This is a genomic window from Chitinophaga jiangningensis (assembly GCF_900142605.1).
GTDB lineage: Bacteria > Bacteroidota > Bacteroidia > Chitinophagales > Chitinophagaceae > Chitinophaga > Chitinophaga jiangningensis.
The window spans coordinates 183,472-197,990 of sequence record NZ_FRBL01000012.1; the positions used below are offsets into that span (position 1 = coordinate 183,472).

A 14,519-nucleotide genomic window follows, 5' to 3' on the forward strand; every position below is an offset into this window, starting at 1 on the left:
ACACATCATGAGATATATACACTTAGTGCTGATCGTTGCACTGATGGCGGGTGCATGTAAGAAAGAGCTGACAGGCCCGGGGCCGGAGGGCAGCATTCTCAATTATGAAATTCCGGAAGTACCGGTAACCCAGGATTATACAGTGGGCGCCTTTTATACTTCTTTTGGCGGCTGGAATGCGAACATTAAAGAAGTGCCGGTGGCTGGGAAATACGCGATGCCTGCGGGTGTAATACCACCGGAAGTAATGGCGAAACATATTGATTATGCGGTGAAGGGTGGGGTGGACTACTTCGTGTTTTCTTTCAGGTCGCCCAATCGTGATGCCACTAATTACCGCTCCGACTCCACGCTGATCCGTGGCTTCCAGCATGCCAACGGTGAAGGGAAGATGCAGTTTGCGGTGGCTTATAATTTCAGCACGGGCACCTATGGCGGGATTTCCGCGGGTAATCCGATTGAAAAGGATAAGGCGCGACTAACGCAGTTTTTCGAGGACTTTCACCGCATTGTGCCGCTGCTTACCAGTGCCGGTTATCAGCAGGTGGATGGTAAGCCGATCCTCTATATCCTCAACGCACAAACGCTGTTTTCTGATAACAACAAAGCTATTTACGATACGCTGCGCAGTAAGTTTAAAGAGTGGGGCGTAACGCCATACCTGGTGGGCATGCAGGACCGGTGGACGCCGCCCGCGCGCTACCAGATCCGCTTCGATCATTGTGTGGATGCGATTATTCATCAGTCGTTCAGCTCCCAGAATAATAACTGGGACCGGTTTTACCTGCTGCCGCAGGTAATGGACCAGAACTGGCAATACTCTAAAAAATACTTTGCGGATACTTACGCCGCTGATTACATCCCAAATATTACTCCGGCGCATACCTGGCTGATAGGTACGCCTACCAGTACTAACCCCGAGTACTCCCGTAAAGACAGCGGAGCGCTATTTACCAAACTATGTAATGTAGCAAAATTGAATGCCAGTGAAAAAACGCGGCTGATCATGATCGACAGCTGGAATAACTGGAACGAGGATACGCAGTTGGAGCCGGCAGTGAGCTATGGGGAGTTGTACCTAAATATAGTAAGGAAGCAGTTTAAGAAATAATGGTAAATAGTGATGCGTGGGCTGATCGCAGTCCGGCGCTGAGGCTGCCCCGAGGAATCCGGGGCAGCCTTATACACCTATTCAGTAACTTTCACCGGCACAGTCGTGGTCGGCAACGGCCCATCCGGTTTATCCTCCTCATATTTAATGAAGCCATTATAATGATAGGACTTCTCGGACCCTTCCCCGCAAACGGTGAAAAAGATGCTGCCGGGTGCGGATGAAAGGTGGCTTACCTTGCTTTCCCGCTGTGGTAATATCTTTTCATAAAGTCGGATATAACGGTCATCCTTATACTGATTCCCCCGGAAGTACGCCTCGTTGTCCTCCGCATTGTTAGCGATGTACAGCGCTGTTTTATTATCAAAGGTGTACTGTTTCAGGTCAGGGGCAAATGTATTATAGTGCTTGTTAGCGAGTACCTTATCCGCTTCCTGGGCGGCGGAAGCGAAGTACTGCCTTTTCCATTCCAGTATTTCTTTCCACTGTCCGTCCTCAGATTCATCCTGAGTGACTTTAGTGTATGCTTGCCCGTTATCGGTTTTCAGGGTGCCTTGCTCCAGGTGCGCGCTGAAATGTTCATATTCTCTTTTAGGTTTATTGTAGAGGAATATGAAGTCGTTGCAGCCTTTTGCATTGGCATATTCCCACGAAACCAGTTGTTCACTTTCAGGAGCAGCAGCCAGCAGGGTGAAGGTTTTCAGGTTGCCGGGATGCTGGTATACAAAAGGCGCATCAAAGCAGTTGGCATCCTCGTTGAATGCCCGTTGTGCTTTTGTGTTATTGAATTGAACCCAGGTTCTCCCATCCTGGAAGTTCACAAAATTGATGCGGGTGCTATCGTGCAGCGCAGGGTTTTTGTGTGCGTATACGGTGAATACGGCAGGTTTATCGGGGTAGAAGAGGAGGTAATCCTTTTCAAACAGGTATTGTCCGAAAACCGCTGTAGCATAGCCATACAGCAAAAATTTACCATCTTCAAACAGGCAGATACCGGAGTTGCCGCCGTAGCGGCCTGCATGCTGCTTATAACGCGGTTGCTGCGCCTGCGCGCCCGTTGCTAATAAAAGTGCTGCACAAATTGTCATGATTATTTTCACCTGTTATTAAATTATACAGTGAATATAGGAAGAGATCAGGGTTTCTGTAACAACCGGTAAATATTCGCTGACGTTGGATTTATATTCGCCGGCAACTTCTCCTTATCTTTACACTGCATGAGGAACCATGATCCATTTGAGCTGATATTGGCCAACATCGGCCGCCACATCTCCCTGACACCGGAAGAAAGCAGTTATTTTACCCGGCTGCTCAAGCCTGGTCAATACGCCCGTAAGGAGTTTCTTTTGCGGGAAGGAGCGGTGTGTGCGGATTTTACCTTCATCGTTTCCGGCTGTATGAAAAGCTACCTCCTGGATCAGCAGGGTAAAGAGCATATCCTCACTTTTGCAGCGCCCGATTGGTGGATAGCCGATATTAATAGTTTCATTTCAGGTAAGCCGGGGAATCTTTTTATACAAGCCATCAACGACACAATCACACTGGCTTTATCCCGCCGTAACCAGGAAATCCTGCTACGTGAAATACCCCAATTCGAACGTTGCTTCCGCATCCTCACGGAGCGTGCCTTTGCTGCCAGCCTGCAGCGGAATATAGATGCCATGAGCCTTTCCGCCGTGGAGCGACTGGAAAAATTCCGTCAGCAGTACCCTTACCTGCTGCCGCTGCTCTCCGACCAGGAAATAGCCTCCTACATTGGCGTTACGCCGTCCTTCTTTAGCCGGATGCTGAAAAAGCATGACCTGAAATAGTTTTCTGCTGGTTCTTGACCAAGGTCAAGTTGCAGGTTTTTTGTTGCTCCTACATTTGCATGCAATGAAGGCCTTCAGATTACTCATTTTAAAACTTACCGATATGAAAATAGCCGCCTTACTGGTAGCATTCATTTCCATCACCCTGGGAGCTGTGGCACAGCGTCCCGCAAAACAGCAGCAAATGAAACAGGCATTGTTGATAGTAGATATTCAGAACGATTATTTTCCCGGTGGCCGGCATCCGTTGAAAGGTGCTCCGGAAGCGGCACAGCAGGCAAAGAAAGTGCTGGCCCATTTCCGTAAGCATGACTTGCCGGTGATCCATGTACAAGGCCTTTCTACCAACGAGGGCGCTACTTTCTTCCTACCCAATACAGACGGTGTAAAAATAAATGAAGCCGTACTGCCCTTACCGGGCGAGAAAGTAATCACCAAGCATTACCCCAACAGTTTCCGGGAAACCGATTTGCTGGCTTACCTGAAAGCAAACAAAATTCAGCAACTCACCATCCTTGGCATGATGACGCATGTGTGCATCGATGCCACAGTAAAAGCCGCTAAGGATAACGGTTTCGACTGTACGGTAGTGGCCGATGCCTGTGCAACGCTGGACGTGGAAGTACTGGGAGAAAAAGTGCCGGCAGACGCAGTACAGCATTCCCTGCTGGCCGCCATGGCATTTTATTATGCAACTATTAGCACCACTGCGCAGGTAATAGCGGATTAAAACAAAAGCGCCTCAGCATGGCTGAGGCGCTCGTTTAATAGTCAGGATTTTGCTGCCCTGCGATATTGGGATTCGCATTAATCTCATCCAGTGGTATCGGCAGAATTGTTTTATTATTCGGATAGGTGATACTGAGTGTAGCCCCACCGGTTTTGAACTTGGTGAAGGACTGCTTCCAGCGCGTAAGGTCGAACAGGCGATGACCTTCGAAGCATAGTTCCTTGCGGCGTTCGTTTTTGATGATCGTCAGCAATGCATCTCCGGTGGCGGTAGTTGGCGCTACGGTTCCAAGTGCGCGTGTACGGATCACATCCACATCGGCTGCTGCCAGGGCGTCTTTGCCCTGCATTTTACGCGCTTCGGCGCGGGTAAGGTATACCTCGGCCAGCCGAACTACCTTCATCCCTTCGAGGTAAGTGCTTTTATTCTGGTACTTGTTGATGAGGATAGCAGGATTTTCAGCGCCGCTGCGTTTGCCTTTTACCACAAAACTTCTGCGTACGTCCGTTGCCTCGTAACCGTTATAGAGGTCGTCGGTAGCCAGCATATCGCCGTAGCTGCCGCCTTGTAAACAGAAGTTCACCATCGCGTCCGTACCGAGGTTATCGGTAGTGAGGTACAGGATTTCGAAAATGGTTTCACCATTGTTCTCCAGCTGGAAGTCTGTTGCCAGCTTATCTTTGGCCAGCAGGGAGTATTTGTTGGCGGTGATGATGTCGGTAGTTTGTGTTTCAGCATCCGCCCATTTTCCTTCGTAGAGGTACAACCTTGCTAACAGTGCTTTGGCACCATACAGGGAAATTCTTCCTTTATTGCTGCTCAGCGTATAGCCGACAGGGGTAGCCGGAATTAGACCTACGGCTTTTACCAGGTCCGCTTCTATTTGTGCATATACTTTGGCGGCCTGATCTCTTGCCGGGGAGATGATAGCGCCCGCATCGGCAGTGGTTTCGGTTACTAACGGCACACCGAGGTGACTACCATCCGCCGTGAAATTATAGGGCTGCGCAAATAATTTCATCAGATCAAAATAGGCCAGTGCACGCACTGCGTAAGCCTCTCCCATGATCTGCGCTTTTTCGGTACTGTCGGAAGCACCTACCTGCAATTTATTCCCGCTCTGTATCATCAGGTTGGCATTCACCACCACCTGGTAAAGGGTGTTCCACATGTTTCTGGCGTCACCGTTGGTGGAGTTGGTGGTATAGCTGTCGAACTGCAGGTAGCGCTTGGAGTTGCTGGAGCTCAGGTACGCATTGTCCGACAACAGGTCTGCCGTTACATACAACGAGCGGCCGTAGTAATTCACGCCTTTCATGAGCGAGTACATGCCATTCAGGCTCGCACGACCAGAGGCCATATCCACGAAGGCGCTGTTTAAATCGGTGTTCTGTTGCGGTTGCTTGTCCAGAAAATCCTTGCTGCAACTGCTGAGAAATAAGGCGGCGATGATATATAATTTCTTCATGAGTACTTTCTTTTTTGTTAGAATCTGAAATCCACACCAAATACGATGGTACGATAGATAGGCGCATTCTGATCTGTTTGCCCTTCGATACCTACTTCCGGATCAAAAGTGAGTCGCTTGTCCTTTACATACGTATAAGGGTTAGTAGCTCTTGCATAGATCCTGGTGGAGCTCATATTCAGTTGCTGCATCCAGCTTTTAGGCAGGTCGTAGGCGAGGGTGATATCACGTAAACGAATATACGTACCGTCGTACAGGAACCTGTCGGAGCTGCTTGGTGCAGTGCCTTTGTATACTACTTTCGGGAGTCTGCCGGTTTGGCCTTTGGCTGTCCAGCGGTTATCGTAATAGTAGCGGTTCAGTGCTGCGGTAGGGCCAAAGGTGGAGCCACCATCGGTATAGGTGCTGGTGCCCCAGTTGTCGTAGATCTTATTGCCGAAGCTGCCGTATAACTGGAAGCTGAAGGTAAACCCTTTGTACTCGAAGGTGTTGGTCATACCGGCCACCACTTTTGCCAGTGCTGACCCCTGTTTGAATCGCGCTGCCTTCGTGTAGTCATTGGTGGTAGTAGTTTTGCTGCCATCGGTATAAAACAGCGCTTCTCCATTTTCCGGATTGGCACCGGCAAATCCTACGAGATAGAACTGGTAGTAGTCGCCGCCCTGTTCGCGAATGTACGGGCTGCTCACGATAGTGCTCACCAGCCTGGTGATTCTGTTGTTCAGGGTAGAGAAGGTGGCCCTGGTATTCCAGTTAAAGCCGCTTTTGTTTTTAGACACGATGTTATAGGTGTTCAGTTCTATTTCCAGGCCGCTGTTACGCACCGAGCCTACGTTTTTGGTGATACTGGTAACGCCGTTGGTGGCGGATACCGGCATGTCGAGCAGCAGGGCGGAGGTAACGCGGTTATAATATTCCACGGTACCTTGTATGCGATCTTTCAATATGCCGAAGTCGATACCGAGGTTGAGCGGGCTATTTTTTTCCCAGGTCAGGTTATTATTTCCATATTGGGTGAGATAGTAACCGGGACTATTGTTATAACTGGCCGTATTGGTATAGAGGCCTCTGGATGCGAAGTCGGCGATGCTCTGGTTCCCGTTTTTGCCATAGCTGGCACGCAGGCGGAGTTGGGAAAACAGGTCCAGTTTCTCCATAAACGGCTCTGACATTAGGTTCCAGGAGGCGCCGAGGGACCAGAAGTTACCATACATTTTATCGTTACCAAACCGGGAGGAACCATCTCTGCGGAGGGACGCGGACAGGAAGTACTTTGAGTGGTAATTGTAGGTAACGTTAGAGAACAGGCCGGTGAGCGAGTTGCTGGTGGCGGTGTTGAAGCCATCGCTCAGTACAGCGGCGTTGCTGAGGGTGGTGGTATTAGGGATAAAGTTGGACTTGGATATACCCACATCGGCGGACTGTACAGACTGCGCTTCATAGCCTGCAAAGGCTTCCATGTGGTGGTATCCCCAGTCGCGCATATAGCGGAGGATATTGGTGCTAACGAGGCTGATGGACCGCTGGGTACCATAGTCAGCGCTACCGCCGTTGGTGCGTGCAGTACCGATGCCGGCTTTGTTCCAGGTCAGGTCTTCGCCGTATTCAAAATCCACGCTGTTCTGGTTTTCGAAGGTCAGGTTGCGGAGGATTTTATATTTGAGTCCGATGTTGCCGAGGAGGTTGTAGCGGTCTCTCGGGCGCTTGTTTTCTTTCGTAAAAGCCACCGGGTTATAGTTATTGGAATAGCTCAGGTCGTAGGAGCCATCGGGCAGGTATACACGCAGCCAGGGTTCATATCTTTTGTAGGCTCTTACCGGGTTGGCGTTGCTGCCGTCGTCACTTACGCCATTGAGTTTGGTAACAGTGGCGAGTACACCTGCCTGCAGCGACAAGCGTTCGGTAGCCTGGGTATTGATTTTTGCGTTGAAGTTGTAGCGTTTAAAGGCGCTGTTCAGCAGCGGTGATTTCACATTATAGTAGCCTGCAGAGAGGAAGTAGGTAGTCTTCTCCGTACCACCGCTGGCGGAGAGGTTGAATTGCTGGTATTGGCCGGTTCTTGTCAGTTCATTGAACCAGTTGGTATTTACGGTGGTATCAATACCTTGTTTTACCAGTTCAGGTATAAAGAGATTAATATCTTTCCCTGCATTAACCCAGCTTTCCCGGAAGAGTTCCAGCTGTTCGGTGGTGTTCAGCGGGTGGTCGTCTTTGGAGTTAATCACGTTAGTGAATCCGGTTTGGGCGGTGGCGTTGAAGCTGGTTTTGCCGGCGGCCCCTTTTTTGGTGGTGATGATGATCACGCCGTTGGCGGCACGGGAGCCGTACAGTGATGCGGCGGCGGCATCTTTCAACACCGTCATACTGGCGATATCGTTGGCATTGAAGCTATTGAGGTCCACGCTGCTCAGCGGGATACCATCTACCACGTACAGCGGTGCGCTGCCTGCGTTGATGGAACCCACACCCCTGATACGCACGTTTGGTGCGGCGCCTGGCTGGCCGGAACCCTGGGATACTACTACGCCGCTTACATTACCCTGCAGGTTATCTTCAATGGTGGCGCGAGGCGAGCCTTCCAGTTGTTTAGTGCCGAGGGTACTCACGGAGCCGGTGAAGGTGGATTTGCGCTGGCTGCCGTAGGCTACCACTACTACGTCGTTCAGGCCGGAAATGCTTTTGCCCAGGGCGATATTTAACTGGAGATTTTCGTTGCTGACGCTGATGATTTTAGCGTAGTTCTCATAGCCAATGGAGGTAACTTCCAGGGTGTAAGAACCGTCTTTAACATCGTTGAGTGTAAAGTTGCCTTCCGCGTTGGTGATGGTGGCTTTTTGTGTGCCTTTGAGTCGCACCGTGGCGCCAATCACCGACTCTCCATCCGGGCCGGTAATGTGGCCGCGGATGTCGGCCTGGCCCAGCACAGCGTTGGTAAGGTGATTGATGACCGCATTGCCGGCGGGCGGCATTTTCTTTACTACGATGATGTTGCTGTTTACTTCGAAGGTGAGGCCTTGTGCGTTGAGGCATTCGGCCAGCACATCTGCAAACTCCTTATTGTGTGCCTGGATGGATACCGGGTGTGTTTTATCCAGCAGGGCCTTATCATACACGAATGCCAGCCCGGTTTGTTTGCGGATATCTTTGAAGATAGCCTGCAGTTTAATAGACGGTGAGGCGATGGTCACTTTTTGTGAGTAGCCCGTTGCGCTTACGTGTATGGCCGCAAAACATAAAAAAACAGCAGTCCATTTCATGATCATGAGCAGCTTTAGTGGTACAGGTAACGACACGACTTTGCCGTTTAAAAGTAGATTCATACTTTTGATTGGTTTTGGGTTTACGATAAAATGAGTCTAAGCAACTTTTATATCAGCATGTCCTGAAACTCATGCCGGGAGTAGGTCCAATTACTTCCGGCTTTTTTATTCAGGAGGCTGAAGCGTATTATTTTTTTACTACGATGGTGTTGCCTTCGATCGTAAAATGTGCGGCTTCTGTAGCTTCCAATGCATATAGTATTTGGTTTACGTTTTCTTTTCTTGATAAGGTGCCGCTGAAGGCGGTGGTGGGCAGGGGGCCATCGTACCTGATTTCTACATCATACCAGCGTGACAGCTGGCGCATAATGGCGATGATGCTGACCCCGTTGAACCTGAATTCTCCTTCTTTCCAGGCGATCACTTCCTCAATAGCCGGATGGGAGAGGACTAAGTCCTGTACTTTTTCATCGTAGGCAACCTGTTCACCGGGTTTCAGTTGTTTGCGGCTGTTGCCGGATTGCACGGCAATGCTGCCTTTAACCAGTGTGGTTGTCACTGGTCCTTCTTCTGCATAGGCCATTACGTCAAAGTCGGTACCCAGCACTTCTATAGAGGTATTGCCGGTTTTTACTATAAACGGAGTAGTGGAAGGTGTAACGTCGAAATACGCCTGGCCGGTGAGTTCCACTGTGCGGTGGTGTGGGTTGAAAGCCACGGGGTAGCGGAGTGCAGAAACTGCGTTGAGCCACACGCGGCTGCCGTCTGGCAGCACCACCTGGAATTGTGCGCCTCTGGGCGTGGTAAGGGTATTAAATGAATGCTGGTCGCCGGAAGTGCCGGCATAGCTAATTACAGCACTATCCAGCTGAATCACCTGTACGCCTGCACGAATAACGCTGTCGTTTTGCCGACTGCCCAGTTCTATGGTGCGTCCATCCGCCAGGGTGAGTATCGCCTTATCTGTGCCGGGTTTAATGATCTGTTGTGTTACTACTGCTGCCGGTTTGCGGGTGAGCAGGATGGTTGCAGTGCCGGCGGATATTAGGAGTGCTACTGCTGCGGCTATACGCAGATACCTGCCCGTTCTTTTCGGCTGCTGTGGTGCGGGCATAGCCGCCCGTATGCGGGTGTGCATTTTGGCCGGGAAATCGGCCGGCATGAAGGAAATGACATCTTCCCCATCTAAGGCCTCATAATACAGGTCCATGACTTCACTCAATTCCTCCGGCGGGGCCGACTGCAGCCAGGCTTCAAATGCCTGCTGTTGCTGCGGCGACTGCTGTCCTTTTACCAGTAATGGTATCAAATTTTTTATTGCTGTGATGGTCATGACCTAAGTAGTCTTTATTACAAGACGATCCCCAAAAACAAAAGCACTGGTTTGGCGGGAAATTTTTTTAGTAGTGTAAGAAAAAGAGGGTAAGGAACAAGGCGCCCTGCTGCTTCAGGAACAGCCGGATCTCATCTTTAGCCTCGTAAATAGATTGTTTTACTCGCGACTTGGAAATTTTCAGGAAGTCGGCAATTTCGTCCAGCGACATATCCTGCTCCATTCTTAGCCGGAAGATCTCCTGTTTCCTGGGGGAAAGTTGCAAGATGGCCTGTTGCGCAAGCTGGCTGTATTCGGTGAACTGCAGGAGCTCTTCCGTGGTAGCGCGATGCTGTTCCTTGCCCTGGCTGTATTGTTCGTGCAGGTTCACTTTAAACTGGCCGTGTTTGAGCCGGTCGAGCAGGGCGTTTTTCCCGGAGCGTTTCAGGTAAACGTCCAGTGATTTAATGGTGATCAGGAGTTCTTTCCGGTCCCAGAGCTTGAGAAACAGGTCCTGGCATATATCCATGATATCCTCTTCCGGCAGGCTGGTGAATCGATAGATGTAGTGATATAGCTTAGGAAGGTATCGGGTGTATAATGCTTCAAAAGCCTGCGGATCTCCGTCGGCAGACTGTTGCAGCAATACATGCTCCTGTAAATGGTCTGTCTCTTCAACTTTGAATAATCCCATCGGCCCCATTAAAACAGCAGGTTAATTTGGTTGTAACGTCAAAAATATAAATAAAATCAGCATTTGGGAATATTTACAGAAATAAGTGGGGTAGATGTTGTCCCACGGCCACGCGCAGGGGGTAACAGTGTATAGTAACAGCGCGCCAGGGCAGCATTATGCTGCCGGTATTAGAATTGATTGCGGAATTGCGACGGTGAAATTTGCAATTGTTTCTTAAAAAAGCTGCCAAAATGTGTGGGGCCTTCAAATCCCAGGCTAAAAGCAATTTCCGAAATACTCCAGGAGCTATGTTTGAGGAGGATTCTTGCTTCTTTCAGCAAGCGTTCCATGATAATTTCGGAGGTAGTTTTTTGCATCACTTCCTTTACGGATTTGTTCAGATGATTGACATGTATCGCCAGGCGGGCGGCATAATCAGAAGGGGCTCTGAGCGGAGTGTCTGCATCGTGTGTGGATATCGGGAACTGTTTTTCCAGCAGGTCCAGGAACAGGTTGGTTATCCGGGAGGCTGCGTTGGCTTTTTGCGGCAATACGATTTCAGCTGGCTTTAGTTTCAGGGCGGCATGTATTACCTGGAAAAGACTATTCCGGATAACATCATCTTTGAATTCAAAGTGACCGGCTTTTTCTGCTATTATTTGTTCAAAGATGGCGGCTGACTGCTGATATTGCTCCGGGCTTAATTCAAACACCGGGTTGGCGCCAGGGAGGAATACGGGGTAGGAAGTAAGTCTTCCATAGTTTTCAAAGTACATTTCGTTAAAAATGCAGCTATAGCCGGAAGGTGTTGTTGTTTCCAGCTCCCAGTTGTAAGGAATCATGGGGCCTGCAAAAAACAAGGCGTGACCATTTATTTTAAAGGTTTTATCTGCATAATGTATCGCACTTTTGCCGGTAAAAAGGCAAACTTTATAAAAGTCTTTACGGCCATATGGAATGATATCCGATTCTTCCGGCAGAAATTTCTTCATTTCCAAAATGTTGAAATGTCCTACAGGTTTATTGACTGCTGCGCCGATATACGGCATGCCGGCATAAAATTCTTCCAGTGATAGTGGCTTCTTTTCCATGGTATCCTTTTCCGGCCTGGTTCTCCCAGTGCCAGAGAGGATAAAATTAATTATTTTTCTCATTATGGATGACTGTGAAAAGGGACTGGCCTTGATGATGGCCAGTCCCCATTACGTTTATACAGAAGGTTATTCTTTCACAAAGGCGGTGAGCGGGGCTTCAATCGCTTCCAGGGCTACCATAGGATTCCAGAAGTCCACATACTTCGCTATTTTACCATCATCAGTAGTGGTTACTACAGATATATATCGTTGATTATAGGGGTTGCCTGTGGCTAATGCATGCCCCTTACTGGTGAATTCAGCAATGGTAGTATGCGGGTCTGCCGTAGGATGAAAATACAGATTTTCAAATTCCACTTTAAAGTGAAGCGGGAAATTCTTCATGTATTCATGCAGTTCCGGTTTGCCACTTACCCTGGTTGGAAAATCTTTCGGGCCGTAGGGGAATTCAAGGATACCATTTTCAGTAAACAGGTCAACCCATTCTTCAATTCGTCCGGAGGAAAGGTATGCCAGGTGATTTTTAAATGCCTGTTGTCCTAATGCGCTGATTTGTTCTTTTGTGTTCATGATTTTCTGTTTTTATAATATGATTTGAATGTTTGTTATAGCGTGTTGGCTATGTTTGATTTGTTGATACAAAATTAGCATGCGACACGCCCCTGTTTGTAATACCATTCAATCCATCTTTATAAAAATTCAATCAATCCATAAATCAGGCTTTAAAATGTAGGTGGTTTAGTGCTCAAATCCGAATCCAGGAAGTCATCCACCATTGGCATAATCCAGTCAATATGCTCCATCATGCCGATGTGTGTGGTACCGGGGATGATGGCTACTCTTGATTTGGGCAGGCCATACATATCTCCCATTTTACCACCGCCTTTAGCCTTGTACAGATCGAGGGCATGCTCATAGCGTACACCGTCCGCATCGCCGATGGCGAGGAATATAGGCGCCTGGATGTTTTTCACTTCTTTGGTCCAGTTGTAAGGCTTGAGGTCCATGCTAATGATTTTTTTCACATAGTCGTCGAAGTGAGCAGGATCGTTGCCGAGGCTGTCGTACTGCTTTTCGATGGCGGTACCTCTGAACATATCAGGGGTAATGGAGGCAAAACTTTTTTCAACATCCGGCCACCAGCCGTCGTTGGTGTAGGTGCCGGATAATACGATGAGCCGGCGCACCTGCTCCGGGTGACGGATGGCCAGCTGGTAGGCAATGCCACCGCCCATGCTGTATCCCATTACATCCGCACTGTCTATTTTCAGGTGTTTTAATAAGCCGGAAACGTCATCTGCCATGCCTTCGTAGGTGATGGGTCTGTCGATGTCTTTAGTGCGGCCATGGGACTGCATTTCCGCAACAATTACTTTACGTTTCCGGGCCATCTCCGGAATAACCCGCGACCAGTTGAGCGGAATGGTCATGTACGCGCCGTGCAATAAAACAATAGGTTTACCATCTCCATACACCTCATAATACATATTTAAACCATTGACAGCCGCAAACCCTTTATCAGTGGGTGAGAGTGTAGTGGAATCAGGAGCTGCAGCGGCTGCAGGCGCAGCTGGCTTGGGCGCTGGTTGACAGGCAGCAAATAATAAAACAGCAATAATGAATTTTTTCATACCAGTACAGATTGATTACTGCAAATTTCAGGAACAAATTGGAAGCATATAATGCCTGTATCCGACAATCAGGAGGGTAATTCCGACAAAAGATTTCATTATCTTGTTTAAAATTTAATCGCATTACCATGCATGAATTGCTGATTACGCAAATGTCTTATCTCATTCGTATGTCTGATGAAGAAAAGGAGTGGATAAGACAACGTTTCGAAATTAAAACTTACCAGAAAGGAGAATACTTCCTGCGGGAAGGTCAGGTATGCAGAGAGGCAGGATTTATTGTAGAAGGAATGGTCAGGTATGTACTCACCAAAGACAATGGAGAAGAACTGACGGTAGATTTCAATAAGGAAATGGAATATACCTGTAACTATGCCAGTTTTCTGGATAAATCTCCTTCGGAGAGTGCCATACAATGTATTGAACCAACTACCATCATTGTGATCTCGTATGATGATTTGCAGGAGTTGTACGAACATTTTACGGAAGGGCAAAAATTTGGAAGATTAATTTGTGAGTTCCTGTATGTGCAGGCCATAAAAAAAGTACAATCGTTATACACCGGTGATCCTGAAAGGAGGTACCTGCAATTTCTGGATGTATACAGCAACCTGGTGCCACGCCTGCCGCAATATTATATTTCCTCTTATGTGGGAGTACAGCCGCCCTCTTTAAGCCGGATTAGAAAAAGACTGGCAAAATAAATTTATTAACCCAGGTTAACGAACGGCGGTTTGGGGAGGTATAGTTTTGTGCTATCATTAAAACATAAAACTATGAACACAAGACTTGAAAAAACCGCTTACATAACGTCACTAATCACCGGATTATTCCTCCTCTTTATCGGATACCGGTTTTTTACGCAACCTTTGGCAGCAGAGGCGGGCTTTGGTATACAAACGGGTATCACCAATCATTTAGAATTCCACTATATCAAAGGGATTCGTGATTTTGCTGTGGGAGTGCTGTTGCTGGTATTGCTCTTTACAAAGGAATTCCGCAGTTTAGGCTGGCTGATGCTGGTAATGGGTATCGTGCCATGCATGGACTTTTCGCTCGTATTAAGTAATCCAACGCATCCGGGCTGGGCTATTTATCCGCACCTTTCGGCCATACTTATTTGCTGGACGGTAGGACCGTATTATCTTTACGCTACGAGAAAAGTGAGCAGCTTTGCATAAAGCTGCGTTGGTGAATCAGCGGTGTAGAGACGCCTGGCAGGCGTCTATCAAAACACAATCTTCGCTATAAATAGTATAACACTTATGGATATACGAAGTAATTATTTTAGCGAAGATTATGAAGTAGATTTACCCGGATAGACGCCTGCCAGGCGTTTTCTATGGTTTTACCAAATTATTTATATTGTATTGATGGTCTTCGTTGTAAGGAACTCCGTTTCTTACAACGGCGGCTATGGTTAAAA

At 48.3% G+C, this 14,519-nt stretch carries 13 protein-coding genes; 5 read left to right on the forward strand and 8 right to left on the reverse strand.

Translation table 11 applies throughout. The features are described from left to right. Nucleotides 1-7 precede the first annotated feature (7 nt). On the forward strand, nt 8-1,111 hold the full coding sequence (locus BUB18_RS27030; RefSeq protein WP_073087171.1) for a glycoside hydrolase family 99-like domain-containing protein: 1,104 nt from the start codon (nt 8-10) through the stop codon (nt 1,109-1,111). A 77-nt stretch (nt 1,112-1,188) separates the two neighbouring features. Here the strand turns inward: BUB18_RS27030 and BUB18_RS27035 are convergent, their stop codons facing one another. Next, nucleotides 1,189-2,199, reverse strand: coding sequence for a hypothetical protein (locus BUB18_RS27035; RefSeq protein ID WP_083550883.1), 1,011 nt, complete (start codon nt 2,197-2,199; stop codon nt 1,189-1,191). Between the two features lie 129 nt (nt 2,200-2,328). Here BUB18_RS27035 and BUB18_RS27040 point away from each other — a divergent pair, with 129 nt between their 5' ends. Further along, nucleotides 2,329-2,922, forward strand: coding sequence for a Crp/Fnr family transcriptional regulator (locus BUB18_RS27040; protein ID WP_073087175.1), 594 nt, complete (start codon nt 2,329-2,331; stop codon nt 2,920-2,922). A 103-nt stretch (nt 2,923-3,025) separates the two neighbouring features. Beyond that, nucleotides 3,026-3,652, forward strand: coding sequence for a cysteine hydrolase family protein (locus tag BUB18_RS27045; protein ID WP_218588116.1), 627 nt, complete (start codon nt 3,026-3,028; stop codon nt 3,650-3,652). A 34-nt stretch (nt 3,653-3,686) separates the two neighbouring features. Here the strand turns inward: BUB18_RS27045 and BUB18_RS27050 are convergent, their stop codons facing one another. The 7 genes from BUB18_RS27050 to BUB18_RS27080 all read right to left on the reverse strand — a co-directional run bounded on the left by BUB18_RS27050 (nt 3,687) and on the right by BUB18_RS27080 (nt 13,093). Further along, nucleotides 3,687-5,120 (reverse strand): RagB/SusD family nutrient uptake outer membrane protein, encoded by a 1,434-nt coding sequence (locus BUB18_RS27050; protein WP_073087177.1) that lies wholly within the window; start codon nt 5,118-5,120, stop codon nt 3,687-3,689. A gap of 17 nt (nt 5,121-5,137) precedes the next feature. Continuing rightward, nucleotides 5,138-8,440: a TonB-dependent receptor gene (locus tag BUB18_RS27055; RefSeq protein WP_083550885.1), complete on the reverse strand. Its 3,303-nt coding sequence runs from the start codon at nt 8,438-8,440 to the stop codon at nt 5,138-5,140. Nucleotides 8,441-8,567: 127 nt separating this feature from the next. Continuing rightward, nucleotides 8,568-9,689 (reverse strand): FecR family protein, encoded by a 1,122-nt coding sequence (locus BUB18_RS27060; protein ID WP_178372223.1) that lies wholly within the window; start codon nt 9,687-9,689, stop codon nt 8,568-8,570. Nucleotides 9,690-9,780: 91 nt separating this feature from the next. Next, the gene (locus BUB18_RS27065) at nt 9,781-10,386 is read right to left on the reverse strand and encodes an RNA polymerase sigma factor (protein ID WP_073087183.1); all 606 of its coding nucleotides are present in this window, start codon (nt 10,384-10,386) and stop codon (nt 9,781-9,783) included. A gap of 170 nt (nt 10,387-10,556) precedes the next feature. Further along, complete coding sequence (locus BUB18_RS27070) at nt 10,557-11,522, reverse strand: helix-turn-helix domain-containing protein (RefSeq protein WP_083550889.1); 966 nt, start codon at nt 11,520-11,522, stop codon at nt 10,557-10,559. Nucleotides 11,523-11,588: 66 nt separating this feature from the next. Further along, the gene (locus tag BUB18_RS27075; RefSeq protein WP_073087187.1) at nt 11,589-12,032 is read right to left on the reverse strand and encodes a nuclear transport factor 2 family protein; all 444 of its coding nucleotides are present in this window, start codon (nt 12,030-12,032) and stop codon (nt 11,589-11,591) included. A 152-nt stretch (nt 12,033-12,184) separates the two neighbouring features. Further along, on the reverse strand, nt 12,185-13,093 hold the full coding sequence (locus BUB18_RS27080) for an alpha/beta fold hydrolase (RefSeq protein ID WP_073087189.1): 909 nt from the start codon (nt 13,091-13,093) through the stop codon (nt 12,185-12,187). Nucleotides 13,094-13,221: 128 nt separating this feature from the next. On the opposite strand from BUB18_RS27080, the gene BUB18_RS27085 reads away from it, so the two are divergent. Next, nucleotides 13,222-13,797 (forward strand): Crp/Fnr family transcriptional regulator, encoded by a 576-nt coding sequence (locus tag BUB18_RS27085; RefSeq protein ID WP_073087191.1) that lies wholly within the window; start codon nt 13,222-13,224, stop codon nt 13,795-13,797. A gap of 72 nt (nt 13,798-13,869) precedes the next feature. Further along, on the forward strand, nt 13,870-14,274 hold the full coding sequence (locus BUB18_RS27090; RefSeq protein ID WP_073087193.1) for a DUF4267 domain-containing protein: 405 nt from the start codon (nt 13,870-13,872) through the stop codon (nt 14,272-14,274). The last annotated feature ends 245 nt before the right edge of the window (nt 14,275-14,519 follow it).